20 protein-coding genes and 2 pseudogenes are annotated in these 25,891 nt (G+C 66.1%); 5 read left to right on the top strand and 17 right to left on the bottom strand.

Going from position 1 to position 25,891, the window contains the following annotated elements; genetic code table 11:
• Positions 1 to 40 precede the first annotated feature (40 nt).
• Positions 41 to 946, bottom strand: a complete 906-nt coding sequence (locus ACQY39_RS18290) for a GIN domain-containing protein (protein ID WP_428508646.1) — start codon at positions 944 to 946, stop codon at positions 41 to 43.
• Between the two features lie 208 nt (positions 947 to 1,154).
• On the opposite strand from ACQY39_RS18290, the gene ACQY39_RS18295 reads away from it, so the two are divergent.
• Both ACQY39_RS18295 and ACQY39_RS18300 read left to right on the top strand, forming a co-directional pair.
• Positions 1,155 to 1,820, top strand: a complete 666-nt coding sequence (locus ACQY39_RS18295) for a response regulator transcription factor (RefSeq protein ID WP_428508648.1) — start codon at positions 1,155 to 1,157, stop codon at positions 1,818 to 1,820.
• Between the two features lie 8 nt (positions 1,821 to 1,828).
• Positions 1,829 to 3,229, top strand: coding sequence for an ATP-binding protein (locus tag ACQY39_RS18300; protein ID WP_428508650.1), 1,401 nt, complete (start codon positions 1,829 to 1,831; stop codon positions 3,227 to 3,229).
• Positions 3,230 to 3,303: 74 nt separating this feature from the next.
• On the opposite strand, the gene ACQY39_RS18305 is transcribed toward ACQY39_RS18300, so the two are convergent.
• The 3 genes from ACQY39_RS18305 to ACQY39_RS18315 all read right to left on the bottom strand — a co-directional run bounded on the left by ACQY39_RS18305 (position 3,304) and on the right by ACQY39_RS18315 (position 7,617).
• Complete coding sequence (locus ACQY39_RS18305) at positions 3,304 to 4,767, bottom strand: hypothetical protein (protein ID WP_428508652.1); 1,464 nt, start codon at positions 4,765 to 4,767, stop codon at positions 3,304 to 3,306.
• Between the two features lie 153 nt (positions 4,768 to 4,920).
• Positions 4,921 to 6,072, bottom strand: a complete 1,152-nt coding sequence (locus tag ACQY39_RS18310) for a hypothetical protein (protein ID WP_428508654.1) — start codon at positions 6,070 to 6,072, stop codon at positions 4,921 to 4,923.
• Between the two features lie 162 nt (positions 6,073 to 6,234).
• A complete protein-coding gene (locus ACQY39_RS18315) occupies positions 6,235 to 7,617 on the bottom strand; it encodes a hypothetical protein (RefSeq protein ID WP_428508656.1) in 1,383 nt (460 codons plus the stop codon).
• 437 nt (positions 7,618 to 8,054) lie between these two features.
• Between ACQY39_RS18315 and ACQY39_RS18320 the strand changes: the two genes are divergently transcribed.
• A complete protein-coding gene (locus tag ACQY39_RS18320) occupies positions 8,055 to 8,711 on the top strand; it encodes a dienelactone hydrolase family protein (RefSeq protein WP_428510876.1) in 657 nt (218 codons plus the stop codon).
• Between the two features lie 2 nt (positions 8,712 to 8,713).
• Here ACQY39_RS18320 and ACQY39_RS18325 read toward each other — a convergent pair whose 3' ends face one another.
• The 13 genes and pseudogenes from ACQY39_RS18325 to ACQY39_RS18385 all read right to left on the bottom strand — a co-directional run bounded on the left by ACQY39_RS18325 (position 8,714) and on the right by ACQY39_RS18385 (position 23,153).
• Positions 8,714 to 10,081, bottom strand: coding sequence for a TIGR03118 family protein (locus tag ACQY39_RS18325; RefSeq protein ID WP_428508658.1), 1,368 nt, complete (start codon positions 10,079 to 10,081; stop codon positions 8,714 to 8,716).
• A 152-nt stretch (positions 10,082 to 10,233) separates the two neighbouring features.
• Positions 10,234 to 10,320, bottom strand: a pseudogene (locus tag ACQY39_RS18330) (FxDxF family PEP-CTERM protein); the annotation flags it as partial.
• Positions 10,321 to 10,362: 42 nt separating this feature from the next.
• A pseudogene (locus tag ACQY39_RS18335) lies at positions 10,363 to 11,796 on the bottom strand (alkaline phosphatase PhoX); the annotation flags it as partial.
• Between the two features lie 42 nt (positions 11,797 to 11,838).
• Positions 11,839 to 12,747 (bottom strand): hydroxymethylglutaryl-CoA lyase, encoded by a 909-nt coding sequence (locus ACQY39_RS18340; RefSeq protein WP_428508660.1) that lies wholly within the window; start codon positions 12,745 to 12,747, stop codon positions 11,839 to 11,841.
• Between the two features lie 683 nt (positions 12,748 to 13,430).
• Positions 13,431 to 15,428, bottom strand: a complete 1,998-nt coding sequence (locus ACQY39_RS18345) for a biotin carboxylase N-terminal domain-containing protein (RefSeq protein WP_428508662.1) — start codon at positions 15,426 to 15,428, stop codon at positions 13,431 to 13,433.
• A 61-nt stretch (positions 15,429 to 15,489) separates the two neighbouring features.
• Complete coding sequence (bioB, locus tag ACQY39_RS18350) at positions 15,490 to 16,590, bottom strand: biotin synthase BioB (protein ID WP_428508664.1); 1,101 nt, start codon at positions 16,588 to 16,590, stop codon at positions 15,490 to 15,492.
• A gap of 24 nt (positions 16,591 to 16,614) precedes the next feature.
• The gene (gene bioD / locus ACQY39_RS18355; RefSeq protein ID WP_428508666.1) at positions 16,615 to 17,313 is read right to left on the bottom strand and encodes a dethiobiotin synthase; all 699 of its coding nucleotides are present in this window, start codon (positions 17,311 to 17,313) and stop codon (positions 16,615 to 16,617) included.
• A complete protein-coding gene (bioF, locus tag ACQY39_RS18360; RefSeq protein WP_428508668.1) occupies positions 17,310 to 18,539 on the bottom strand; it encodes an 8-amino-7-oxononanoate synthase in 1,230 nt (409 codons plus the stop codon). Before bioF ends, bioD begins: the two co-directional genes overlap by 4 nt.
• Positions 18,529 to 19,908 (bottom strand): adenosylmethionine--8-amino-7-oxononanoate transaminase, encoded by a 1,380-nt coding sequence (gene bioA / locus ACQY39_RS18365; RefSeq protein WP_428508670.1) that lies wholly within the window; start codon positions 19,906 to 19,908, stop codon positions 18,529 to 18,531. Before bioA ends, bioF begins: the two co-directional genes overlap by 11 nt.
• A gap of 20 nt (positions 19,909 to 19,928) precedes the next feature.
• A complete protein-coding gene (locus ACQY39_RS18370; protein ID WP_428508672.1) occupies positions 19,929 to 20,720 on the bottom strand; it encodes an enoyl-CoA hydratase/isomerase family protein in 792 nt (263 codons plus the stop codon).
• 17 nt (positions 20,721 to 20,737) lie between these two features.
• Positions 20,738 to 21,139 (bottom strand): type II toxin-antitoxin system VapC family toxin, encoded by a 402-nt coding sequence (gene vapC / locus ACQY39_RS18375; RefSeq protein ID WP_428508674.1) that lies wholly within the window; start codon positions 21,137 to 21,139, stop codon positions 20,738 to 20,740.
• The gene (locus tag ACQY39_RS18380) at positions 21,126 to 21,500 is read right to left on the bottom strand and encodes a type II toxin-antitoxin system VapB family antitoxin (RefSeq protein WP_428508676.1); all 375 of its coding nucleotides are present in this window, start codon (positions 21,498 to 21,500) and stop codon (positions 21,126 to 21,128) included. The genes vapC and ACQY39_RS18380 overlap by 14 nt, the downstream gene beginning before the upstream one ends.
• A 39-nt stretch (positions 21,501 to 21,539) precedes the next feature.
• Complete coding sequence (locus ACQY39_RS18385) at positions 21,540 to 23,153, bottom strand: carboxyl transferase domain-containing protein (RefSeq protein ID WP_428508678.1); 1,614 nt, start codon at positions 23,151 to 23,153, stop codon at positions 21,540 to 21,542.
• 216 nt (positions 23,154 to 23,369) lie between these two features.
• On the opposite strand from ACQY39_RS18385, the gene ACQY39_RS18390 reads away from it, so the two are divergent.
• Together ACQY39_RS18390 and ACQY39_RS18395 are read left to right on the top strand one after the other, a co-directional pair.
• The gene (locus ACQY39_RS18390) at positions 23,370 to 24,068 is read left to right on the top strand and encodes a TetR/AcrR family transcriptional regulator (protein ID WP_428510878.1); all 699 of its coding nucleotides are present in this window, start codon (positions 23,370 to 23,372) and stop codon (positions 24,066 to 24,068) included.
• A 180-nt stretch (positions 24,069 to 24,248) separates the two neighbouring features.
• Positions 24,249 to 25,883, top strand: a complete 1,635-nt coding sequence (locus tag ACQY39_RS18395) for a M20/M25/M40 family metallo-hydrolase (protein ID WP_428508680.1) — start codon at positions 24,249 to 24,251, stop codon at positions 25,881 to 25,883.
• Positions 25,884 to 25,891: the final 8 nt, after the last annotated feature.

The raw sequence follows: 25,891 nt of genomic DNA on the forward strand, positions 1-25,891 counted from the left end.
GCAGCGCACGCGCGGCTTCTTGGTCCTTGCGGCTCGGCGCTCAGGGTTGCGCCGCAGTCGTGGGGGCAGCACCCGGCTCACTGCGGGCACGCACCGACCCCGAGCCCGGCAACCAGAGCTGCAAGGCCGGCTGACCGCCGTAGCTGACATCGCCCGAACCGTAGACACTCAGCTGCAGCTGCTCCACCGCACCCAGCTCCGCGTCACCGCTGCCGAAGGATCTCAGCCTGAGCCGCTGGCCGTGCAAACCGGCCGCCTTGACATCGCCGCTGCCCGACAGCAACCAGCTCTGCTGCGAGGCACGACCGGACCGCACGGTGACGTCCCCCGACGCCCGCAGCTTGGCCTCCAGCTGATCGGCCTGCAGCGCCGCAATCTGCACGCCACCGGAGCCCGTCAGGTTCAGACTCAGTTGCTGGGCTTGCACCTGCCCCAGCTGCAAGCTGCCCGAGCCATGCACGGCCAAATCCAGCTGGCTGGCCGTGACCCGCTCGACACGCAAGCTGCCTGAGCCGCTGAGCAACAAGCGCAGACGCTCCAGCTGCAGGCTGCCAATCTGCACCTGGCTGGAGCCGCGCAGCTCGATGGACTGCAGCTGACCCGCCGGGTGATGCACACGCACGCTCGGCCGCTCAGACAGGCCCAACTCGCTTGCCACGGCGGTGCCCACGGGCGACATCAAATGCAAGGTCTCACCCTCCACCCAAGCACGCACACGACCTGCCGGCAGCTCCAGCGTCGAGCTGCTGTCGGCTTGCAGCTGCAGGTCAAAAGCACCATCGAGCTGCAGCTTGCTGAAGGCCGGCAGTGGCTGGCGCGCGAGCGCCGGCGCGGCGGCGGCAATCGTTGCGGTCCCTGACGCAGCGGCCGACATGGGCGCAGCCAAGGCCATGCACAACAGCGCGAACCGGCAGCGCCGCGGGGAAAGATCGGAAAAGAGCTTCATGGCCATGTCCTGGGCAGAGTGGATCGGTCGCTGCAGTCTGAAAGCAGGCCCATGAAGGGACGGTGAAGCCGGGGGAAGCAAAGGTGGCCGCGCGCCGCAGATGAAGCGGAGATGAAGACCTGAGGGAGGCCGGCAACAGGCGTCACCGACAGCCTCCTAGAATCCGCCGCCAACGCCCAACTCCGGACTCACGCGCCAGCCCTCGCCCATGGCCAACATCCTGCTTGTCGAAGACGATTTGCCCCTGGGCAACTCGCTGCAACGCGTGCTGAGCATGGCCGGCCACCAGGTCGTCTGGCTGCGCAATGCCGGCGATGCCCGCCGCTTTCTCGGCGAGATGGATTTCGCACTGCTGCTGCTCGACATCGGCTTGCCCGACGAGCTGGGCCTGGACTTGCTGGCCTGGTTCCGCCAGCTCGGCCGCCAGACGCCAGTGATGCTGCTGACCGCGCGCGACAGCGTCGGCGAGCGCGTGCTGGGCCTGGACGCCGGCGCCGACGACTATCTGGGCAAGCCCTTCGCGATGGAAGAGCTGCTCTCGCGCGTGCGGGCCCTGCTGCGCCGCCACAGCGGCCAGGCCAGCAACCACTGGCAGCTCGGGCCCCTCATCATCGACACCGCGCGCCGCCGCGTGCAGCTGAACAATCAGGAGGTGATGCTGTCGGCGCGCGAATACGACATCCTCCTGGCCCTGGCGGCCGAGCCGGGCCGGGTGTTGACCCGAGCCCAGATCGACGCGCGCCACCAGCTCGCCGACACCCTGGACAGCAATGCCACCGATGTCCATGTCTACAAGCTGCGCAAGAAGCTGGGCAACGAGCTGATCGGCACCGTGCGCGGCGTCGGTTATGTGCTCGATGTGCCGAACGCATGAAGGTGGCCATGACGAGCAAGAACACGCAGGCACAAACCGCAGTGCAGCGCTACCCGTCCCTGATCCAGCGCCTGATCGCCTGGCAAGCCCTGGCTCTGGTGCTGGCCTGGCTGGCCCTGGCCGCGCTGCTGACCTGGCGCGGCGTGGCCTGGGGCGAGGCCGAAGTGAACGCCCGGCTGCAGCGCATGGCGACCGTGCTGGCCGGCGCCGCGCTCAGCCCGGAGGCCGAACTGCAAGCCCGCATGGACAGCACCGAGGATGCCGTGATGGCCTTGCTGGGTCTCGAGGAAGACCTCGCCAAGGGCTTGCGCTCCGTCTACCAACTCTGGGACCGCGAGGGCCGGCTGCTGTATCGCAGCGCCAATGCGCCGATCACGCGCCTGGACGCCGAACCGCCCCCGGGCGAGGCACCGCGCTGGATGGTGCAGCGCTCAGACCCGGGCCAGGGCATGGGCCGCGTGCTTTTGATCGCCGAACCCCTCGACACGCCGCTGAGCGCGGTGCTGCCCCTGCTCTGGCTGGTGCTGAAGTCGCAGCTGGGCGTTTTTCTCTGGCACGGCCTGGTCATCTGGCTGAGCGTGCGCGTCGGCCTGAGGCCGCTGGCGCAGTTGGCGCAACGCATCGCCAAGCGCCGCGCCGGCGACACCGCGCCGGTGCAGGTGGATCGCCTGTACGCCGAGACCGCGCCGGTGCTGCGCGAGCTCAACGATTTGCTGGCCCACGAGGCTCAGCGCCTGGACAAGGAGCGCCGCTTCCTGGCCGACGCCGCCCATGAGCTGCGCACCCCGCTGGCGGCCGTCAATGCCCAGGCCCATCTGCTGCTCAGCGAAGAGGACGGCCAGGCCCGGCGCGAAGCCGCCGGCGCGCTCAAGCAAGGCATCGCCCGCGTCTCCCACCTGCTGGCCCAACTGCTGACCCTGGCCCGCGCCGAGGCAGGGGCCAACGCACAACCGGAACGCAGCGAACTCGATGCCGCCGACCTGCTGCGCGCTCGCGTGGCCCAGCTGGCCGCCCTGGCGCGACCGCGGGGCATCGAGCTGTCGCTGAATGCACCGGAGCATTTGCCCTTCCGAGTGGAACGCGAGGGCTTTTGCTCCATCGCCGACAACCTGATCGACAACGCCATCCGCTACACCGGCCCGGGCGGCCGTGTCGAAATCAGCCTCGGCCTGCAGCTCGATCAGTGCCTGGAATTCTGTGTGCGCGACAACGGACGCGGCATCGCGCCCGAGCAACGCGAGCGTGTCTTCGAGCGCTTCTACCGGGTGCCCGGCAGCAGCGAGCAAGGCACAGGCTTGGGCCTGGCCATCGTCCGGCGCATTGCCGATCGCGAGGGGGCGGAGCTCAGCTTTGTGGCCGGGCTGGACGGCAGCGGCCTGGGCCTGCGGCTCCGCTACCCAGCCGCCTGACTGCGTGCCTGCCTGCAAGCGCGCAGCAAGGCGGAAAGTCCCCCCGGCGGAGGCCTCATCAAAAGCGGCTCGGCTCAGCTGCAGACCACCCAGCTGAGTCCGTCACGGCTGCATTCCTTCAAGCGCGTCTGGTCGGCGCGCATGCTTTCGCGGGTCCATTCGCCCACATAACGATCGGTCTGAACGCGCAGAGCGCCGCTGTCATCGGTCTTGCGCTTGTGCCAGTAAACAAAGCGCTGCTCGCCCACAACGGGGGCCTCGACGCGGTAGTCCAATGGAGCCAGATGTTCGATCAAACGCGCAGGGTCCAAACTGGCAGCCCTGTCTTTCAAGTTCAGCCAGTCGGCCAGTGGGCCGCTCACGGAAGCTTCGGGTGTCAATGAAAACAGGGCATCGTGGTGTATGCGTCCATCCCTGAAAGACACGCGGTAGCTCCTTGCGGTGGGCGCATCCCGCCAATCCGGCGCTCGCACCAGGCATTCGGCTGGGCTTGCAGCCTCGTCCGCTGGGAACACATTCGAAAGGCTGTACTCACGGCCTTGGTGCTGCACGGTCAAGACTTCCTCAACAATACAGTAAGCGGCCTTGCTCAGGTCCCAGTGCTGGGTGCCACTTTTGCGCAGGATGTAGCGCCCTGAACCCCAGGCCCTGCTGCTTTCTTCGCGAACGCTGTGGACGGTGCTGACTTCCGTCAAGCCAGCACGCATGCCCACCAGCTCTTCACGATAGCCACCCCCTGGCAGCCAGACCTGGCTGACCCGGTACCAGCCCTCGGTCGGCGCATACGAGGTCTTGCCATGGTAGATCTCGACGCGCAGGTAGCTGGCGTCGGGGTGGCTGGCCTTGAGCGCCTGCCGATGGGCAAAGCCGGCCTTCAGGCCGCGCACGAGGTCCTGGGCGACCAGGTAGGCGGCGCGGTCCTCGGTCTGGATGAAGTCGGCATGGATGCGCGGCTCAGATAGGTTGTGGCGCTGCACCAGCTCCTGCGTCACTGTGCGGATCTCCTGGCTCAGGCTTTCGCGCAGCGCTTGGTTCTGCTGCAAGGTCTGGCAACTGCTGACGCCAGGCTGGGTGGTCGAGACGCGGCCTTCGACCTGCTCCCAGATCGACGTGGTCAGCGGCGAGATGTTCATCACCGGGTCCTCGCTGAGCGCTTGCAAGCGCGGCGCCAGCGCCATCTGGTAGGCAGCACTGACCGGTCCACTGTCCTCATTGACGGCGCCCACCGGCACATCGGCGAAGAGCGTCGCATAGGGCAGGCAGGCGCGGTCGGCGGGTCCAAGCTCCAGCTGGTAAGCGCCGGCCTGCTGCGAGACGGCGCTGGGTTCGCCGGCATCGCGCACGCGGTTGCCGTTGAGATCAAGCCATACGGTGGCGCCGCGCACATATCCGTCGATCACGCGACCCGCCAGCGGCTTGGCGTCCGGAATTGGAGGCGTTGGCGAAGGATCCGAGCTTCCGCCACCGCAGGCCAGCAGACCGCTGACAGCCAGACCCAGCAACGCTCTCTCTGCGCCGCGTTGAACCCACACGCTCATTTTTCATCTCTCCGCTTGCTGACCCTCTTGGGGCCAGGTGGCCCAGAGCTCAGCCTCATGGTGCGCCGGCGTGTGTGAAACCACCATGACACTGGATCGAGATTGCCCCGTGGACTCCAAGGTAGCGCGGCGCGGCCACCCTGGTGCGAACGATCAATACCCGGGCATGTCTCTCATCTCCACCGACTTGTCGCTGAATTGGATGCGTTCGATGCTGCGCAAGACCAGGCGCGCTCCGTCGGGGCTGCCGCTGAGAAGATGGGCGTCATGCTGCCCTGGCATCGGCGTCACCACGAAGCGGAAGGGTCCAAAGGCATTGACCCGGGTGAGCTTGGCGTGCTGGCTGGGAAAGCCCAGCACCAAGGTGTCGCGCGCCAGGCCGCCATCGACCAGGGACAGCTTGTCACTGGCAGTCTTGAGCTCGATCACATCGTCACCGTTGCCGGCATAGATCAGATTGACCGCCTGCGGCTTGCCGACGATGCGGTTGCCGCCCTCGCCTCCGTAGAAGGCCGCTTCGGCCTTGGGCGCATCGCTGCCCGAGCCGACCGCTGCCAGCTGGATGGAGGTGGGGGCATCCGTGCTGAGCGTGGCCGCACTGTGCTCCACTCGCAGATCCACCAACGCAGCACCGGCGTTTCCGCTGGTCTCCACCTTGACGAAGACAGCACCATCGCGCAAGGCCAGCAGGGGAAAGGCAAGATGGCCCAGGCTGCCGATGCGATCGGGCTCGTTCACCCCCGCATAGAGCTGGTAACCGGCTTCGTCGTAGACGGTCAAATTGAATGACCAGTCATTGCTGCTGCTGAAGCGATAGAAATGGCCCTTGCGCAGCTCCACACGGTAGATGCCCGCACCCAGGACATCGGCTCGCTGCTCCCAACCATGCGCATTGGCCAGCACCGGCTGGAACCGGGAGGCGGCCACGCCCATGGCCGTTTGTGCCGCGCTCTCCGCCAGACGCCATTCGCTGTCATAGGCCGTGGGCTTGGGAATGTAGGGCGAGTGGACCGCCAAGGCAGGTGTGGTCGGTGTGGTCGGTGTGGTCGGTGTGGTCGGTGTGGTTGGTGTGGTTGGTGTGGTCGGTGTCGGCGTCGGCGTGGTCGGCGTGGTCGGTGTTGTGGGCGGTGGGGGTGTTGTCGGCGTCGCAGGAGGCGTCGGTGGCGGTGTTGGCGTCGTGGGCGTCACGGGAACCGAGCTGTCGCCCCCTCCACCGCCACCGCCACCACCGCAGGCGCTCAAAGCCAAGGCCATCAGGCACGTCAAAGCGGGGCTCGCCCAGCGCTCATGCGTGATTCTCTTCATCAAACGTCTCCCTCTTTCTTGATCACAAAGTGTGTCTTAAGTTGCGCGCAGGTGGCTTCAGCGCAGGCCTTGCCTTGCCCTCGCCTGCTCAACGGGCCCAAGTCCTAACGAGAATACAAAGCGCCATGCCGAGAGGGCGATTGCCGCACCTCGATGCTCAGCTCACGAACGATCCCAGCGCCAATCCATAGGCAGCCAGCCCTGGCGAAACAGCTCCTGCTGGCGATGCCAGGCAGGGTCCTGTAGCTTGCAGCGACCACCGTCCTCAGCTGCCCAGCTGCAGCCCATGGGCGTGAGCGCATCTTTCATACGCTGTATTAGCACAGCGTCCAGCGGCGCCGCGGGCGCCATGCCGGGCGCGAGTGACTGCTTCAGGTGAATCAAACGACTCAGGGCCTGCGGCGCTGACCAGGACGTGGTGGCATGAGGAACCGGGCTGAGATCCAAGCCATAGACCGAATCGGTGATCAAAGGTGGGGCCTGATTGACCTTGGGCGGGAATTCACCGTCTCGCATGCCGGTGCTGATGAACACATCGATCCAGCGTCGGTCGTCTGCGTTGGGCTCCAAGACCTCAGGTCGCTGGGCTCCGGTCACGCCATCGGCGGGGAGCTGCGCTGCTGCGGGGTGGAACAAGCTCACACGCACACGGTGCGCCAGTGGCAAGGTCTCCAAGGGATGGCTGATGGGCGACAACATCACGCCGGCGGCCTGCACACCCAGCACGCTGGGGTTCTCGAACAGGGCACCATACAGCGGCCGAAAGGCCATGATCAGCCCTTGTGCGTCGCTGGCACTGAGCGTACCGCCGCATGCCAAGGGCGCCCAACTGTCCGGCAGATTCGAAGTGTCCAGACCGCCTGACAGGTTCACATAGTCCACACCGTGGCGCTGCATCACCGTGTTCAAACTCTGCGCCATCTGCCGCACACCCTGCTCCAAGCCAGCCCAATCCTTGGCGCAAACACGGGCCCGATGGGCGCGCATCAGCGTGGTGATCGGGATGGGGTCCAGCACTACAAAGCCGGCTTGTGGGTTGGCCTCCACCAGCTGGGCCAACACCATATTGCCGTGCGGCACACGGTCGACCATCGCGAAATCGCGGTGCCCGCTCAGCAGGGGCCGCAAGGCGCTGAACCAATCGGCCGGTACAAAGCTCGACCCTTGCCGACCGGCTGCATCACGGTACTGAAAGCCGTCAATGGCGCGCAGCAGCTCGGCGCCCCAGCGCGGCGTACTCTCGATCACAGGATCATGGGCTTCGACCAAGCCGCTGCTTTCACTGACCCGGTAATAGCCCAGCATCCTGGAGCGGTAGCGCAAGGTGGCGGCGTGACCGATGCCGCTGTCGATCAAGAGGATGGTCTGATCGGCACGCAACTGGGTCGACCGTGCCTGGCCATCGGAGAAACGGATATTGCGCAGCGCTTCGCACGGGCCGGTCTGACTCTGCCGGCAATCCACAGGCTCGATCTTGGCTTTTTGCTCAGCCACCCAGGCATCGACCTGCTGGCGCAGACGAAGCTTGTCGACGGCTTCAGGCACAGCATCGGGTGGCTGAACCGGTGGCGGTGCTGGCGGGGGCGGCGGCGCTTCACTTCCGCCGCCACCTCCACACGCACTGAGCCAGACGCTCAAGAGGAATGCCAGCACCGTGGCACTCAACGGACGTACAGCCCAGGCCCCCGGCTTGTTGGCTCGGCCAGGTTCAGCGTGCAGCCGGCTTGTGGACTGAATCATGCAAGAGTCTCCGCTAACGTTCTGAAACAGCGGTCAATGAGCTGATTCAAGCGAGCGCAGTCTATGGCTGAGACAGCCTTGCCGATGTCAGGGCTTGCGCCCCAGGAACGCTGATCGCCCGACTTTTGGGGGAGTCCCTTGAAAGCCTCAGGCAGAGCAGCGCCCCACATCCATGGCAGGATCCCAGCCTCGCCCAGCTCACCTCAACCTCCCCCCTGTCACGGAGCTTCCCCTTGGCCCACATGATCGAATTCCAGCGCCCCGACGGCGCCCACAGCCCCGCCTACCTGGCCACGGCCTCACGGCCGGATGCACCGGGTTTGATCCTGCTGCAGGAATGGTGGGGCCTGAACGACAACATCCGCGCCACCGCCGATCGCTATGCCGCGGCCGGCTTTCACACCTTGGCGCCCGACCTCTACCGCGGCCGCCAGGCCAGCGATGCCGACGAGGCCAGCCACCTGATGAGCGGCCTGAGCTTTGCCGACGCCACCCACCAGGACCTGGCCGGCGCCCTGCGCCATCTGCGCGAGGTCTGCGGCAGCCCCAAGGTCGGCGTCAGTGGTTTTTGCATGGGCGGCGCACTGACGGTGGCGGCCGCCGTGCATGTGCAGGGCTTGTCAGCAGCCAGCTGCTTCTACGGCATCCCGCCCGCCGACTTTGCCGCGCCGCAAGACGTGGGTATCCCCTTCCAGGGCCACTACGCTGACATCGACGACTGGTGCACGCCCGCGGCCGTGCGGGCCTTCGTGGCCCAGCTGCCACCAGGCGCAGAAATCCACCACTACCCGGCCGCCCACGGCTTCTTCAACAGCAGCCGCGCCCATGTCTTCGACGCGGCCTGCGCCGAGCTCGCCTGGCAGCGCACGCTGACTTTCCTGCGCGCGCGCTTGAGCTGAGCTCAGGCCTGGCGGCGATGCCGGGCCTGAAAGCCGCGCAAGCCCGTCAGGCCCAGCAAGCCCAGGCTCATCAGAGCCACCGTGCCAGGCTCGGGCACCGGGGCCAGCTCCAGCTTGCCCAGCAGGCCGTCGCGCTCTTCATCCGGGCCGGCTGTGAAGTACAGCGCATTGGCGTCGCCCAGGGCCACACCGTTGCCAAAGGTCAGACCCCAGATGCCGTCGATGCTGATCACCTCGCCCTGCGCATCGCGCAGATAGCCCAGCGAAGCGCCGCTCTGCACGTCATAGCCGGCGATGGTGCCGTCGCCGAAATTGGCCACCAGCAGCGCGCCGGCAAAGGCGCCGAAGCTCTGCGGCGCGATCACCATGCCCCAAGGGGCGTTGAGCAGGCTGTGCTCGGAAAAGTCCTGCAGCAAGCGGCCATCGCGGTCGTAAGCGGCGATGCGGCCGAAGCCGGCGCCGGGGATCTCTTCGGTCGGCTCATCGATCTCGAAGGAATTTTCGGCCCAGGCCACGTACACCCGGTCACCCATCACCTGCACATTGAAGGGGTGGTAGCTGGCGGCCAGCCCGTCGGGTCGGGCAAAGCTGCCGGCGACCGTCACGTCCTGCCACTGGTTGTCAAAGGTCTGGATGAGGCCGTTGGCAAAGTCGGCGGCGTAGAGCCGGTTGTCGGCCAACTTCTGGCCCTGTGCATCCAGGCGCCAGGCCTCGGTCGTCATGGCCACGCCGGTGTAGCCCGGAGCCACACGCAGGCCATGATCGGCCGGCTGAATCAGAGAGTAGTCCTTGACCACCACGGCCTCCAACATGCCGGGGTTGGTGCCGCTGCGCCAGGCATTGATGGTGCCGTCCATGGTCACGAAGACGAACTTGGCGGCGCCCTCGATCACGCCGGCGCTCTGGCCGTTGTTGTAGTTGACCGCCGCGCCCCTGACCTTGAATTCAAGCGGCTGGCCGGCCACGTCGCTGGCCGCGTTGTAGACCTGGCCGGTCACCTGGGCCACGCCGTCGCTGCCGGTGGCGAAGGGGTCGCGGTCGCGAGCACTGGTGACGATGGGCACGAGCTTGAGCCCGTCCTGTTGCAGGGGCAGGCCATTGACATCACCGATGTAGGTGCTGGTCGTACCGGTACCAGCATTGCTGGTCCAGATGTGGCCGCCGATGCCGGGCGGGCGCAGGGCGATGCCCCAGGGATTGACCAGATCGGGGTCGATCAGGGCGGTGGGTTGGTATTTGGCGCTGTTGGCGACCAGATTGGTCTGCACAAAGGCGTTGAGCGCGCTGGGCGCCGCCTGGCTGGCCACAGAGGCCAGCAGGCCCATCAAGCCAGCCAGGGTGATGCGCGAGGCGGGGTGCAAGTTCAGCATGGGTCGGTTCCGTGAGAACTGAGGCCGACAGGCTGGCTTGCACGCCGAGATCAGGAGCTGGCTTGCCGTCGATACAGAAAGTTTGAAAACAAAAACAGTGCCGGCGCAGCCCCGGCCCACTGGACCCGGGCCGCGCCGAACAGCAGGGCCGATCAGGCCTTGCGGCGACGGGCGACGAAGCCCACCAGGCCCAAACCGGCCAGCAGCATGGCATAGGTCTGCGGCTCAGGCACAGCCGTGATCTGCACCAGGCGGTCAACACCACTGGCCGGATGCTGCACGTTCACATAGGCCACATTGGGGTTCACAGTGTCGAAGTACAGACCTGTGGGCTCGGCACCGGCCGTGCTCAGGCTGGCCCACTTGCCGACGGCATCGGCCACGCCGTCACCGTTCGTGTCCTTGGCGAACCAGATGTCGGCTTTGCCGCCGTCCTGGTCTTCGATCACATAGATGTTGCCGTCGGCGTCGATGGCCAGGTTGTCCGGGTTGCTCCAGGTGGCGCCGACCTTCAGGCCGGTGGCCATGTCGATGGTGTTGTTGTCGGCGAAGAGCTTGACCTCGGTGCTGTCCAGGTTCAGCGAGTAGACACGGCCACGGCCATTGCTGCTGCTGCCGTCGTTGTCAGAGTCGGTGGTCGTGAAATAGATGATCTGCTTGCCATTGGCGAGCGTGCGGATCTCCAAGTCTTCCGGACGGTTGTAGCCAGTGGCCAAAACGCTGGCGTGGTCGGCCGTGGCACGGCCGTCGATGGTGCCGTCAGCCAGCACCGTGGAGATGCCAGCCAAGGCGCCACCGTTGGCGTTGGTGATGGCCACCCAGGAAGCGGCGCCGGCGATGGCCGAGCCATTGTTGCCTTCGAACTGGCCACCGGCGCCGACCTTCAGCGCGAAGGTCTGACCGGCTGCAAAGTAGTCGTTGCCGTTGTTGGCGTTGGGGTTGGCCGACACGTACTTGTAGATGGCGCCGCCGTTCAGCTCGTCGACAAAGTACAGGCTGTTCTGCTTGTCGAAGGCCAGGCCTTCATGCGAAACGCGCGGCAGGATGCTGCGCTGGATGAAGTTGCCGCCATTGGCCGTGGCCGTCGTGGCATTGGTCAGCTCGAACAAGCGGCCACGGGTGCTGCCCGTGCCCCAGGATTCTTCGGCTGTGACATAGCTGCCCCAGGGGGTCCAGCGCGAGGCGTCGCCCGAGACAAAGCTCTGGGTGCCCGGTGCCACCACGGTGACGGTGCGAGTGGCGTAGTTGGTGTCCCACAGGTCCACGCGCTGCACGCCGCCGGCATTGGTCTCGAAAGGCATGAACAGGTAGCGGCCGCGATCCGCACCGCTCTCATTGGCGGTGATCATGTCCCAGGAACCGGAGTTGCTGCCCGGAACCAAGCTGTTTTGCGTGGCGCGGTCGGCCAGGATGGTCTGGCTGAAATTGGCCGAAGACAGCTTGAAGGGCGCGGTCTCCGGCAGCGCGCCGGCAGCCACATTGCCGGTCATGGGTGTGAAGTTGGAGAACTGGCTGAGGCCTGCGATAGCACTCTGGCTCAGGGCAAGAATTCCGAGGCCGGCGATAGCGGCGGCGATGCGGGACGGTGCGAAGGTCATGAGGTGGACTCCGAATTGCGGGCTTGAAGAACTGGCGGCTGCTGTCTTATGCAAGACCTGCAAGCGCCAGTGTCGGCAAAAGCCGTGACCTCGGAATGAACCGCAACGCGTTGGCATGAGCCGATCGGCTCATGCCCTTGGACTCATCTCAAAGCAGGTTCAGCCCGCCCGTTTCGCCAGCAAGGCCCGAGCCACGCGCGAGACCGGCGGACGGCCCAGCACACCGGAGATGAAGGCGCCGGCGTCGACGAGAAGATCGAGGTCGATGCCGGTGTCGATCCCCAGGCCGTTCAGCATGAAGACCACATCCTCGCTGGCCACATTGCCCGTGGCACCCTTGGCATAGGGGCAGCCGCCGAGGCCGGCGACGCTGGTGTCGAAATGGTGGACGCCCAGCTCCAGGCAGGCGTAGATATTGGCCAGGGCCTGGCCGTAGGTGTCGTGGAAATGGCCGCTCACCTCGACCAGCGGATAGTGCTTGAGCGCCCGTTCCATGGCCGCCTGGACCTTCTTGGGCGTGCCCACGCCGATGGTGTCGGCCACGCCGAGATGATCGACGCCAATGCCCTTCATCAGCTGCACCACGCGCTCGACCTGGTCGGCGCTGATGTCACCCTCGTAAGGGCAACCCACCGCGCAGGACAAGGCGCCGCGCACCTTGATGCCGGCCGCATGCGCGGCTTCGACCACGGGCGCAAAACGCTCGATGCTCTCGGCGATGCTGCAGTTGATGTTCTTCTGGCTGAAAGCCTCGGACGCCGCCGCAAAGACCACGATCTCGTCCGGTCGGGTTGGCTGGGCCGACTCAAAGCCCTTGAGATTGGGTGTCAGCACCGAATAGCGCACACCGGGCTGGCGGGCGATAGCTGCCATCACCGCCGTGTTGTCTGCCATCTGCGGCACCCACTTCGGCGACACAAAGCTGGTGACCTCGATTTCCTTCAAGCCCGCGGCCTGCAGCATGGCCACCAGCTGCGCCTTGTCCTCGGTGGACACGGCCTGTTTTTCATTCTGCAGGCCGTCCCGGGGGCCAACATCGACGAGGGTGACGTGATTGGGTAAGTTCATTCAATACTCCTCATTGCTGGGCTTAACTGCTGTCGGCACAAGGCTGAAATTCGGTGGCCGGGCTTCCGCGCTGCGGTGACTCGGCCCGCCGCCGTGCTCATGGTGCACGGGTCGGCTCTGCGAGCCGACTGCCCTCGCTGCTCACTTCGCGGCTCAGCGGCGCCAAACTCCCTCCGTTCGCTGCGCTCACTGTGGTCAAACAGTGGCGCCGAGTCAGTGCTTGAAGCGCGCTTGAAGCAAGCTTCGGCGCGCGCCTGAGCCGCTTCGCTGCGCTCTCGGCCGCGCACAAATCGCCCGTCGTCGGGCCGAGCCACCTTCGAATGTGGTGTGTTCCACCGTCGAGGGGCACATCGATCGCGATGCAAGCGCCCTGCAGTTCGGGCCGCCGCTGGGCGATTTGTGAAGGGCTGAGCAGCGCAGCGGCTCGGGGCGCGCGTGTACCCGCGCGCTTCAAGCGCTGACTTGGCGCGTCTGTTTGAACGGAACGAACGCAGTGAGTGAAGTGAGTTATGCGCCAGCCCCGAGGCGCGAGCAGCGCAAGGCAGTCGGCCCGCCAGGGCCGACCCCGGAACCATGAGCCCTGCGGCGGCCCGGACTGCAGGGCCCACGAGGGAGAACAAGATGGTTGCATGGGGCCGCTCGCAGCCGAAGGCGTGCCGAACACCGACGCGCCACTCATGTGTTCAAGCCTCGAGCCGCAGCAGCTCAGCACCGTCGCCGATCTGGTCGCCCACAGCGAACAGCAGCTCGGCCACCACGCCGTCCTTGGGCGCGTTGATGGTGTGCTCCATCTTCATGGCTTCCATCACCGCCAGCGGCTGGCCTTTGCTGACCTTGTCGCCCACCGCCGCCAGGAAGCTGACCAGCTTGCCCGGCATGGGCGCTGTCAGGCGCCCCGCTTCGGCGGCGCCGTCGCCGGCATGGGCCAGAGCATCAATCTCGGTGATGTAGGCACTGCCTTGCGGCGCGAACACAGCCACGGTTTCGCCGTCGGCATAACTGTTCACCAGCACACGCTGCTGCGCCAGGCCTGATCCCAAGAGCAGCTCATGGCGTTCCAGGCTGCTGGAGTTGACGGCAAAGGCCAGAGCCTCGCCGCCATCGATGCTCAGCTGCATGACACCCTGGTGGTGGCGCGACAGCAGCACCGCGTGGCGCTGTGCGGCGATCTCCAGATCGAAGCGGCGCGCCGACGCACCGAACAAGCGCCAGCCGTCGCGACGACTCCAAGGGTCGGCATCCTGTTGCTGCGCCTCGGCGGCCAGGGTGTGGGCAACCACAGCGGCCGCGCTGATCTGCAGCGGCAGGCCGGGCTGTTCAAACAGAGCTGCGCGCTCGCGCTCGATCAGGGCAGTGTCCAGATCGGCGCTGGCAAACGAGGCCGTGGCGGCACAGCGGCGCAGAAAGGCCACATTGGTCTGCAGTCCGACGATGTGGGTGTCGCGCAGCGCCGCATCGAGCCGAGCCAAGGCCTGGGCGCGGTCCTCGCCCCAGACGATCAGCTTGGCGACCATGGAGTCGTAGAAAGGGCTGATGGCATCGCCCTCGCCCACTCCGGCGTCGATCCGCACCGAGCCACGCTCGAAAGCCACATGCTCCGGCCAGCGGGCCACGTTCAGCGCGCCGGTGGCGGGCAGGAAACCGGCCTCTGGGTTCTCAGCGCAAATGCGCGCCTCGATGGCATGGCCATGCATGCTCAACTCGTCCTGCTTCAGCGGCAAGGGCTCGCCCGAGGCCACGCGCAGCTGCCACTCGACCAGATCCTGGCCGGTGATCGCTTCCGTCACCGGATGCTCGACCTGCAGGCGCGTGTTCATTTCCATGAAATAGAAGCGTCCGTCTTGCTCGCAGATGAACTCCACCGTGCCGGCACCGCTGTAGCCCACGGCCTTGGCCGCCGCGACGGCCGCGCCACCCATCTGGGCGCGGCGCTCTGCGGTCATGCCAGGAGCCGGCGCTTCTTCCAACACCTTCTGGTGACGGCGCTGGACCGAACAATCGCGCTCGAAGAGGTAGACGCAATCGCCGAAGTTGTCGCCGAAGACCTGGATCTCGATATGGCGTGGGCGTTGCACATAACGCTCGATCAGCACCGCATCGTCGCCAAAGCTGTTGATCGCCTCGCGCTTGCAGGAAGCCAGCGCAGCATCGAACTCGTCGGCGCTGTGCACGGCCCGCATGCCCTTGCCGCCACCACCGGCGCTGGCCTTGATCAAGACGGGGAAGCCGATGCGCACGGCCTCGGCCTTGAGCAGGGCCGGGTCTTGATCGGCACCGTGGTAGCCGGGCACCAGGGGCACGCCGGCGGATTCCATCAAACGCTTGGACTCGGCCTTCAAGCCCATGGCCTGAATGGCGCTGGCCGGCGGGCCGATGAAGACCAAGCCATTGGCCGCGCAAGCCTGAGCAAACTCGTCGTTCTCGCTCAAGAAGCCATAACCCGGGTGCACCGCCTCGGCGCCGGTCGCCTTGGCCGCATCGATGATGCGCTGCCACTGCAGGTAGGAATCACGCGGCGCCGGGCCACCGATCAGCACCGCCTCGTCGCAAGCCTGCACATGCTTGGCGCGCGCATCGGCCTCAGAGTAGACGGCCACGGTCTTCACACCCAGGCGACGTGCCGTCGCCGCCACGCGGCAGGCGATCTCGCCGCGGTTCGCGATCAGGATTTTCTTGAACATCTTTTTGTCTCCGATTTCTTGTTCTGGGCGTCGATGCAGCGTGCTCAGCCGAGACTCCAGCTCAGTGCGAGTGGCAGCTCACCTTGCCGCAGTCCCCTTCGCCCTCTGTCGCAGCTTGCGCCTCTTGCGGCGCCAGATTCGCCTCGCTGGCGCAGCGCATGCCGAGGCGATTCAGCAGGGCGCGATCTTTCTCGGCCTGCGGGTTGCTGGTAGTCAGCAGCTTGTCGCCGTAGAACATGCTGTTGGCGCCGGCCAGGAAGCACAGGGCCTGCATGCTCTCGGGCATTTCTTCGCGGCCGGCAGACAGGCGGACCATGGCGCGCGGCATGGTGATGCGGGCCACGGCGATGCTGCGGATGAACTCGAAGGGGTCGAGCGCCTCGGTGCCCTTGTCGGCCAGCGGTGTGCCTTCGACCTTCACCAGGTTGTTGATAGGCACCGATTCCGGGTAAGGGTTCAGATTGGCCAGTTGCACGATCAGGCCGGCGCGCTGGCGGCGGGTTTCACCCATGCCGACGATGCCTCCGGAGCAGACCTTGAGGCCGACATTGCGCACGCGGTCCAGCGTGTCCAGGCGGTCCTGGTAGGTGCGGGTGGTGATGATCTGGCCGTAGAACTCGGGCGAGGTGTCGAGGTTGTGGTTGTAGTAGTCCAAGCCGGCTTCGGCCAGCTGTTCGGCCTGGCCGTCGCCGAGCATGCCGGCGGTCAGGCAGGTCTCCAGACCCATGGCCTTGACCTCCTTGACCATCTCACCGATGGCTTCCAGATGGCGCTCCTTGGGCGAGCGCCAGGCAGCGCCCATGCAGAAACGCGTGGCGCCATTGGCCTTGGCAGCGCGGGCGGCTTCCAGTACCTCTTGCAGGGGGATCAGCTTTTCGGCCTTGAGGCCGGTGTCGAAGTGGGCCGATTGCGGGCAGTAAGCGCAATCCTCTTCGCAGCCACCGGTCTTGATGGACAAGAGCGTGGACAGCTGCACCGCATTGGCATCGAAGTTCTCGCGGTGCACTTGCTGGGCTTTGAACAGCAAGTCGTTGAAGGGCAGATCGAACAAGGCCACAACCTCGTTGACGGTCCAGGGCTTGGCGTTCTGGCGGTCGGCGTCGGTGGTCGGCGTCAGCGATTGGATCTGGTTGGTGGTTTGGGTGTGGGAAGAGTGGCTCATGGCGATTCCGAAAAACAGCAGGTGTCAGTAAGCAGAGGCGGCCAGCGAGGCTTGCACGCGCTCAAGATTCAGATGGGCGGCCACGGCCGCGGCGGAAGGGTCAGACAAGCGAGGCACATGACCCCAGCAGGGCGCGGCCAGGGCCGCGTCCAGCGCGGCCAGATTGTCCGCCACATAAGGCATGGCGGCGTCCACGGTGTTGGCCACCCAGCCGACCAGGCTCAGGCCGCGCGCGCGCACGGCTTCCGCCGTCAGCAAGGCATGGTTGATGCAACCCAGTCGCAAGCCCACGACCAGGACCACGGGCAGGCCCAGGTCCTGCGCCAGATCGGCGGTGTCATAGTCCTCGCCCAGAGGCACACGGAAACCGCCCACCCCTTCCACCAAGGCCAGCTCGCCCAAGGCGGCGCTGGCGCGGACGGCGGCCAGCAGCGGCGCACGCTCAATGCGCTGCCCTTCCAGGGCGGCGGCGATGTGCGGCGCGCAGGCGGCGCGGAACTGCAAAGGCCCGACCTGATCGGGGCGCATGCCCAGACGCTGGGCCGCCTGCAGGCGTTGCACATCCTCATTGACCCACTGACCGTCGACCGATTCCTGGCCGGCAGCCAGCGATTTGACCGGCGCCACGCGCAGGCCGGCTTCGGACAACAGATGGGTCAGGCCGGCGGTGATGCAGGTCTTGCCGATTTCGGTGTCGGTGCCGGTGATGAAAAAACCTCTCATGCGGCCACCTTGTCCATGTCGGCAGCTGCGGCGGCGAGAGCTGAGAGCAGCTGATCGACATCCGCCTCGCTGTGCGTGGCGCACAAGGTGATGCGCAGCCGCGCCTCGCCCTTGGGCACGGTGGGCGGGCGGATGCCCGGCACGCGGATGCCTTCGCGCTCCAGGCGCGCGGCCAGGGCCATGACCTCGGCATTGCCGCCGACGATCAAGGGCTGAACAGGGGTGTCCGAGGGCGCCAGGCGCCAGCCCAGGGCCGGGTGGCGGGCCAGCAAGGCTTGGACACCGGCGCGCAGGCGCGCCTGCAAATGACGCAGGTTGGCACGTCGAGCTTTGCCCAGATCGCCCTCGATCAGGGCAAAGCTGCTCAGCAGCGCATGCTCGACGGCCGGCGGCGAGGCGGTGGAGAAGATGTAGTTGCGGGCCGCCTGCAGCAGGTACTGCGTCACCGTGGCATGCGCCACGACAAAAGCGCCGGCCAGGCCAGCCGCCTTGCCCAAGGTGCCGACCAGGATCAGGCGCTCGCTGCGCAGGCCAAAGTGCTCCAGCGAACCGCGGCCGTTTTCGCCCAGCACGCCAAAGCCATGGGCGTCGTCGACGATCAGCCAGGCATCGAACTCCTCGGCCAGGGCCAACAAGGCCGGCAGCGGCGCCAGATCGCCATCCATGCTGAAGACCGCATCGGTGACGATGAGCTTGACCTTGGCCGTGCTGGCGGCCAGCAGCTCGCGCAGCGCCGCCACATCGCCATGGGCATAACGTTTCACTTGCGCGCGCGCCAGGCGGGTGCCGTCGATCAGCGAGGCATGGTTCCAGGCCTCGGAGAAGATCTCGGCCTCTTCATCGCCGAGCGCAGTGACCACGGCCAGATTGGCCATATAGCCGGTGCAAAAACCGAGGGCGCGTGCTTCAGGGATGTGGGGCGCCAGCCAGCGGCCGAGGGTCTCGGCCACCTGCTCATGGGCGCGGCTGTGGCCGCTGATCAGAGGCGAGGCGCCGGAGCCGCCGCCGTAGATCTGGGCGCCTTCGATCAAGGCCTCGCGCAGCGCGGGCTCGGCGGCCAGGCCCAGGTAATCGTTGGAGCAGAACATCAGCAGCTCTCGCGTGCGGCCGTCGGCGCCGCGCACCTGCTGGCGCGGCGCGGTGCCGCTCTCGGCCTGGCGCAGAAAACGCGTCAGGCTCTGGGCTTCGATGGTGCGCAGCTTGGCGCTCAGGTGATCAAGCAACATGGACTTCTTTGCTCACGGGCTGGGCGCTGCCCTCAGAAGATTGGGACAGCACCTCATCCAAGGTCAGGCGCACAGCGCGGGCCAGGAAGGCGGCCGCTTCGGCGTCGATCAGATAGGGCGGCATCAGGTACACGGTGCCGCCGATGGGGCGAATCAGCAGCTCATGGGCGCGCGCGGCCAGATGGAATCGTTCGGCGAAACGCAGGCCCGGCTCGATCACATCGAAGGCCAGCACCATGCCTTGCTGGCGCAGATGGGCCACGCGTGGGTGGCTGGCCAGCGGCGCGAAGGCCTGCTTCAAGAGCTGGGCCTGCTCGGCATTGACCTGCAGCTGGCCGGCATCGAAGCGGTCCAGCACCGCATTGGCGGCGGCACAGGCCAGCGCATTGCCGGTGTAGGAATGCGAATGCAGAAAGCCGCGGCTGACCTCTTCGCTCCAGAAGGCCTGGTAGACCGCCTCGGTCGTGAGCACCAGGGACAGGGGCATGGTGCCGCCAGTGATGCCTTTGGACAGGGTCACAAAGTCAGGCCAATCGCCTGCTTGCGCAGGTTGGGCATGCTCCCAGGCAAAGAAAGTTCCCGTGCGGCCGCAACCCATGGCGATCTCATCGACGATCAGGTGCACCTCGAACTCGGTGCACAAGGCCCGCAGGCCGCGCAGATAGGCAGCCTCGTACATCACCATGCCGGCAGCGCCTTGCACCAGGGGCTCGATGATGACGGCGGCGATGTGCGCGCCGCGCTCGCTCAGCAGCGCGCGCATGGCGGCCAGGGCGGCGGCCTCGTTGCCCAAGCGGGCATCGGGCGACTCCACGATATGGGCCCGCATCAAGAGCGGGTCGTAAGCGTCGCGGAACACCTTCACATCGGTCACGGCCAGGGCGCCGATGGTTTCACCGTGGTAGCCGTTCTTCAGGCAGACGAACTCGCGCTTTTCGGCACGGCCGCGGTTGCGCCAGCTGTGGAAGCTTTGCTTGAGCGCAATCTCCACCGCGCTCGCGCCGTCGCTGCCGAAAAAGACATGGCCCAGGGCGCCTCCGGTGCGCGCGCTAAGGCGCTCGGCCAGGCGCACGGCCGGCGCGTGGGTGCAGCCGGCCAGCATCACATGGGGCAAGGTGTCGAGCTGCGCCTTGATGGCCGCGTTCAGGCCCGCATCGGCATGGCCAAAAAGATTGACCCACCAGGAGCTGTTGGCATCGAAATAGCGCCGGCCCTCGTAGTCGTAAAGCCAGGGGCCGGCACCACGGGCAATGGGCAGGGGCGGCACCACTTCGGCGCGCGCCATCTGCGTGCAGGGGTGCCAGACGGCGGCCACGCTGCGGCGCTGCCAGTCCTGCTGGGGTGTCAAAGGTGTACTGCTGGAAGTCATCAAACGGGATCGAAAAGAACTCAGGCCAACCAGCTCGGCCGGCTCTTGTTCAGAAAGCTCTGCACACCTTCGCGGCCTTCGTCGCTGGCACGGATGTCAGCGATGCGGCGCGCGGTGTCATCACGCAGCGAAGGCGTGATTGTCGCGTGTGCGACATCCTGCACCAGACGCTTGCAGGCGCGCACCGCGGCCGGGCCGTTGGCGTAGAGGGCGGACAGCAGGGCTTCGACCTTGTCGTCCAGGGTCTCGGCCGTGGCCAGCTCGTGGACCAAGCCCAGGCGATAGGCCTCGGCGGCACCGAAGCGCTCGGCCGTGATGAAGTAGCGGCGCGAAGCCTGCTCACCCAAAGCGCGCACCACATAGGGCCCGATGGTGGCCGGCAGTAGGCCCAGCTTGGCCTCGGACAGGCAAAAACCCGCCGTGTCCACGGCGACCACCACATCGCAGACCGAGACCAGGCCCACGCCGCCGGCGTAGACATCGCCCTGCACGCGGGCGATCACCGGCACCGGGCAGCTGTAGATCGTCCACAGCATCTCGGCCAGGCGGGAGGCATCGGCATGGTTTTCGTCCCAGCTGTAGCCGGCCATGGCCTTCATCCAGTTGAGATCGGCGCCGGCGCAAAAAGCCTTGCCCTCGGCGGCCAGCACGATGGCGCGCAGACCTGGGTCCCGGCCCAGTTCCGCGAACGCAGCCGTCAGCTCGGCGATCACGCCTTCGTTGAAGGCATTGCGCACCTCGGGGCGGTTCAGGGTGACGCGAGCGATCTGGCCCGAAGGGCCGACACGCTCGATACGCAAACTGGTGTTCATGGGGCTGCTGCTCGTCATCATTGGGTCCAAACCTTCAATCCTCGGCGGGCGTGAAATGCATCGAAATCGCGATCACGATGCAAAAGCACGTAATCGCGCTCGATGCAAAAAGACGCCACCAGCACATCGATGCTGCTGCGCACCGTCACGCCGGCCGCGCGCAAGCTGCGGTAGTGCTCGGCGCCCAGCAGGGCCAGGTCCTCGTCCACGCAGGATTCAATGCTCAGGCCCTGCATCAGCAGGCTGGCCTGACGCAGATCGCGCGGATGGCGAAAGCCGCGCAGCACCTCGTACAGCACTAGGTCCGGCACGACCAGGCGAAGCTCGCCGTGGTGCAACAACTCGGCCAACTGTTCCGTCTGGGCATGACGCACACCGGCGAAGAAGTCGATCCAAACCGAGGAGTCAACGACCAGCATGACGCTTGCGCGTTGGCGCTTTGGCAGTGCTGTCGGCACTGCCCTTGGGTCTGGCCTGGCCAGCCCGATACGGCTCGGCAGGTCCGGCATCCTGCACCAACAGGGCCGAGCCCGATGAAATCGGCTCTGCAGCAGCGGCAGCCTCTGCATCAGCGGCATCGGCAGCATCAGCAGCCGGCCAGTCGTGCGCCTCGTCGCCTTCCCAATGCAACTTGCCGCGCCATTTCAGGATCTCACGGTAGGCCGATTGGCGGGCGAGCAGGCGCAAACCCGCCTCCACAGCGTCCTTCTTGGTCTTGAACGGGCCGGCTCGCAAGGCCTGCTCCATCAAGGCATCGTCGATCTCAATATTGGTGCGCATGATGTGTACCAGTCTCCAACTACACACACATTATCGACATTACATGCGGAAAACGCCAAATCGGGTTTCGGCAATCGGCGCATTCATCGCCGCCGACAGGCCCAGAGCCAGCACCCGGCGGGTGTCGGCCGGGTCGATCACGCCGTCGTCCCAGAGTCGGGCACTGGCGTAGTACGGGTGGCCCTGGTCTTCATATTGCTGACGGATCGGCGTCTTGAAGGCTTCTTCTTCCTCGGCGCTCCAGCTGCCGCCCTTGCCTTCGATGCCGTCACGCTTGACCGTGGCCAGCACCGAAGCGGCTTGCTCGCCGCCCATCACCGAGATGCGCGCGTTCGGCCACATCCAGAGCCAGCGGGGGCTGAACGCACGGCCGCACATGCCGTAATTGCCGGCACCGAAACTGCCGCCAATGATGATGGTGAACTTGGGAACACTGGCGCAGGCCACCGCCGTCACCATCTTGGCGCCGGCGCGGGCAATGCCTTCGTTCTCGTACTTGCGGCCAACCATGAAGCCGGTGATGTTCTGCAGGAACACCAAGGGGATCTTGCGCTGGCAGCAGAGCTCGATGAAATGTGCGCCCTTGTTGGCGCTCTCGGCAAACAGGATGCCGTTGTTGGCGACGATGCCGACCGGCATGCCCTCGATGTGGGCAAAGCCGCAGACCAGGGTGGCACCGTAGCGGGCCTTGAATTCGTCGAACTCGGAGCCATCGACGATGCGGGCGATGACTTCGCGCACATCGAAAGGCTTGCGGGTGTCGGTGGGGATCACGCCGTGCAGCTCGGCCGCATCGAAGAGCGGCGCGCGCGGCGCTTGCAGGCGCTGCTGCTGTGTGCCTTCCTTGCGCCAGTTCAGCGCCGCCACCGACTGCCGAGCCAGGGCCAAGGCATGGGTGTCGTTGTGAGCCAGATGGTCGGCCACGCCCGAGAGCCGGGTGTGCACATCGCCGCCACCCAGGTCTTCGGCCGTCACCACCTCGCCGGTGGCCGCCTTCACCAGCGGCGGGCCGCCCAGAAAGATGGTGCCCTGGTTCTTGACGATGATGGTCTCGTCGCTCATGGCCGGCACGTAGGCGCCGCCGGCCGTGCAAGAGCCCATGACCACGGCGATCTGCGGAATGCCCTGGGCACTCAGATTCGCCTGGTTGAAGAAGATGCGGCCGAAATGGTCGCGGTCGGGAAAGACATCGTCCTGGTTGGGCAGATTGGCGCCGCCCGAGTCGACCAGATAGACACAAGGCAGGCGGTTCTGCGCCGCGATCTCTTGCGCGCGCAGATGCTTCTTGACCGTCATCGGGTAATAAGTGCCGCCTTTCACCGTCGCGTCATTGCAGACGATCATGCAGTCCACACCCGAGACGCGGCCGATACCAGCGATCATGCCGGCGCCAGGCGCAGCGTTGTCGTACATATTGAGCGCAGCCAAGGGCGCCAACTCAAGAAAAGGCGTGCCCGGGTCCAGCAGCATCTCAACGCGGTCGCGCGGCAGCAGCTTGCCCCGGGCCGCATGCTTGGCGCGTGCCGCGTCGCCGCCGCCCAGCGCGATCTGCGCCAGCCGCGCATTCAAGTCATCGAGCAGGCCTTGCATGGCCTCGGCGTTGGACTTGAAATCTGCCGAACGGGCATTGAGCTTGGTGGTCAGCTGGGCCATGGGGTCTCCGAAAAACAGCGGCCCGCAGCGACGACGCCAGGGCCACGGGTGAGTTCAACTCAAATTCTTCTCAGGGCCTCGCACACCAATTGTGGGAGGCGGCGAGGCGTGAAGAATAGGCCAGAGCGGAAAGACTGGCAAGTCCGACTTGAGTTCCACTCAATTATTGCGCAGAATCGCGCCGTGACTGCCTCAACGCCCTCCCCTGCCGCCGCCATCACCAAAGCCGCGGCCACGCAACCCGCCCGCCGCGCCCCAGCCGGCGCCAAGGCCGAGCAGCGCGTGCGCGACATCCTGCGCGTCGGCCGCGAGGTGTTTGCCGAGCGCGGCTTCGAGCGCGCTACGACCACCGAAATTGCCGAACGCCTGGGTGTGTCCGAGGCCACGGTATTCACGTACTTCCGGGGCAAGCGCGAGTTGTGCATGCGCGTGATCGCCGATTGGTATGACGAGATCATTGGTGAGATTGAGGCCGGCCTGCCGCGCGAAGCCTCGGTGCGCGAGCAGCTGGAGTTCATGGTCCACACCCATTTGCGCCTGTTTCTGATCCAAGGCACGGGCTTGTGTGCCCTGGTGCTCTCGGAAGGCCGGCGCAGCGGCGATGACAAGCTCGGCGATGGGTTTGTCGAACTGCAGCGCCGCTACACCGCGCCGCTGATGGACCTGCTGGCCCGCGGCCAGGCCAGCGGCGAGCTGCGTGCCGACATCCCGCTGCGCCTGCTGCGCTCCCTGGTCTTCGGGCCCATGGAGCACATGCTCTGGGAAGTCATCCTGACCGGCCGCCAGATCGACACCGACGCCAGCGCCCGCGATCTGGTCGCCCTGCTCTGGCCGGCCTTGCAAGCCCCCGATCAAGAACTGCACAACCTGCGCGCCCTGCGGCAAGAGCTGGAAGCGGCGCTGTCACGCCGTTGAACAGAGCCGAGCCCCAGCTTTTCGCCGGGCATTGCCAGGGAATACCCGCAAGCCGCGCCGATGCAACGCGCACAAACGCACACGAAAACCCTCTCGCTGCCGGCAGCGTCGCCTCCTAAGATCCTCCGTTCCAAGGCAGGGCTGTGCACCCTGCGACCCACGAGACGAGGAGACCCCCCCATGAACAAGCCTTTTCTGGCCGCCCTGGGCCTGAGCCTGGCGGCGCTGAGCAGCGCCAGCCTGGCCGGCGAAAAAATCTGGATCAGCCTGGGCGACGCCGCCCTGGCCCAGCTGCAAAAGCACAACGACAACGCCCGCCCGACCTTGAGCGTGAACAGCGCCCTGACCGGCGCCGGCAGCAACTCAACCCTGAGCACCGCACGCCGCCCGGGTATGACGGCCAGCATCGCCGCCAAGGGCGAAGCCATCCACCTGGTGCAGATCGACGAAGACCTGCTGGGCGCCCTGTCCGGCTCGATCCATGAAGAGCTGAACCGCTGCGGCGGCTTCATGTTCCATGCCAGCCTGGAAGACGGCCTGGCTACCTTGCAAGCACACAGCAGCGACGCCGCGAAGTCCGCAGCCAGCTCGGCCACGCAGAGCGCCGGCCGCAGCGCGCTGAGCTCGCGCCCCAACTATGTCATCGACCAGCAGGCCGTGGTCACGCCCATGCTGGCGCAGATGCAGGCCAGCCGCATCGGACAGACCATTGTGGACCTGTCCAGCTTCGTCAACCGCTACTACAAGACCAGCTCGGGCGTCGCCGCCTCGAACTGGCTCCAGCAGCAATGGGCCAGCCTGGGCGCCGGGCGCAGCGATGTTTCGGTCGTGCAGTTCACGCACCCGAACTGGGCGCAAAAGTCGGTGATCGCCACCATCAAGGGCACGGACAACAGCCGCGAAATCGTGGTGCTGGGCGCGCACCTGGACTCCATCAACGGCGCCGGCACCACCGAGACCACGGTGGCCCCGGGCGCGGACGACGACGCCTCGGGCGTGGCCAGCCTGACCGAAATCCTGCGCACCCTGATGGCCAACAACTACAAGCCGCGCCGCACGATCCAGTTCATGGCCTACGCGGCCGAGGAAGTGGGTCTGCGCGGCTCGCAAGAAATCGCCAAGAGCCATAAACGACTGGGCGCCAATGTGGTGGGCGTCATGCAGCTGGACATGACCAATTACAAGGGCTCGCCCAAAGACATCTACATCTACACCGACTACACCGACGCGCCCCAGAACCAGTTCGTCAGCAACCTGATCCAGACCTACCAGCCCGAGCTGACGGTGGGCACCGACGTCTGCGGTTACGCCTGTTCGGACCATGCCTCATGGACAGCGCAAGGCTATGCAGCCTCCATGCCCTTCGAGGCCGCTTTCAACCAGGACAACCCCAAGATCCACACGGCCAACGACACCTATGCCAACACCGGCAGCCAGGCCGACCATTCGCTCAAGTTCGCGCGCATGGGCTTGTCCTACGCCGTGGAACTCGGCAGCGACGCCCCGGGCACCAGCGTGCCCAGCGACAAGACAGAAGTCGTCAAGGGCAGTCTGGCCAATGGCGCCAGCCGCCTGTTCGGCCCCTACAAGGCCAAGGCCGGCAGCTTCAAGGCCAACACCATTGGCACCGGTGATATCGACCTCTATGTGAAGGCCGGCTCCGCACCGACCACCACCAGCTATGGCTGCAAGTCGGACGGCAGCACCGCGAGCGAAGACTGCAACATCAACCTGACCGGCAACAGCGACGTCTATGTGCTGCTCAAGGGCTACACCGCCGGCAACTACAAGCTGACGGTCAGCTACCAGCCCTGATTCCTTGG

The sequence above is a fragment of the Roseateles sp. genome, from assembly GCF_965262435.1.
Classification (GTDB): Bacteria; Pseudomonadota; Gammaproteobacteria; order Burkholderiales; family Burkholderiaceae_C; genus Paucibacter_A.

Coding starts and splice junctions, on each gene's coding strand:
- ACQY39_RS18290 (WP_428508646.1), bottom strand. CDS start 946: ATGAAGCTCTTTTCCGATCTTTCCCCGCGGCGCTGCCGGTTCGCGCTG.
- ACQY39_RS18295 (WP_428508648.1), top strand. CDS start 1,155: ATGGCCAACATCCTGCTTGTCGAAGACGATTTGCCCCTGGGCAACTCG.
- ACQY39_RS18300 (WP_428508650.1), top strand. CDS start 1,829: ATGACGAGCAAGAACACGCAGGCACAAACCGCAGTGCAGCGCTACCCG.
- ACQY39_RS18305 (WP_428508652.1), bottom strand. CDS start 4,767: ATGAGCGTGTGGGTTCAACGCGGCGCAGAGAGAGCGTTGCTGGGTCTG.
- ACQY39_RS18310 (WP_428508654.1), bottom strand. CDS start 6,072: ATGAAGAGAATCACGCATGAGCGCTGGGCGAGCCCCGCTTTGACGTGC.
- ACQY39_RS18320 (WP_428510876.1), top strand. CDS start 8,055: ATGATCGAATTCCAGCGCCCCGACGGCGCCCACAGCCCCGCCTACCTG.
- ACQY39_RS18325 (WP_428508658.1), bottom strand. CDS start 10,081: ATGCTGAACTTGCACCCCGCCTCGCGCATCACCCTGGCTGGCTTGATG.
- ACQY39_RS18340 (WP_428508660.1), bottom strand. CDS start 12,747: ATGAACTTACCCAATCACGTCACCCTCGTCGATGTTGGCCCCCGGGAC.
- ACQY39_RS18345 (WP_428508662.1), bottom strand. CDS start 15,428: ATGTTCAAGAAAATCCTGATCGCGAACCGCGGCGAGATCGCCTGCCGC.
- bioB (WP_428508664.1), bottom strand. CDS start 16,590: ATGAGCCACTCTTCCCACACCCAAACCACCAACCAGATCCAATCGCTG.
- bioD (WP_428508666.1), bottom strand. CDS start 17,313: ATGAGAGGTTTTTTCATCACCGGCACCGACACCGAAATCGGCAAGACC.
- bioF (WP_428508668.1), bottom strand. CDS start 18,539: ATGTTGCTTGATCACCTGAGCGCCAAGCTGCGCACCATCGAAGCCCAG.
- bioA (WP_428508670.1), bottom strand. CDS start 19,908: ATGACTTCCAGCAGTACACCTTTGACACCCCAGCAGGACTGGCAGCGC.
- ACQY39_RS18370 (WP_428508672.1), bottom strand. CDS start 20,720: ATGAACACCAGTTTGCGTATCGAGCGTGTCGGCCCTTCGGGCCAGATC.
- vapC (WP_428508674.1), bottom strand. CDS start 21,139: ATGCTGGTCGTTGACTCCTCGGTTTGGATCGACTTCTTCGCCGGTGTG.
- ACQY39_RS18380 (WP_428508676.1), bottom strand. CDS start 21,500: ATGCGCACCAATATTGAGATCGACGATGCCTTGATGGAGCAGGCCTTG.
- ACQY39_RS18385 (WP_428508678.1), bottom strand. CDS start 23,153: ATGGCCCAGCTGACCACCAAGCTCAATGCCCGTTCGGCAGATTTCAAG.
- ACQY39_RS18395 (WP_428508680.1), top strand. CDS start 24,249: ATGAACAAGCCTTTTCTGGCCGCCCTGGGCCTGAGCCTGGCGGCGCTG.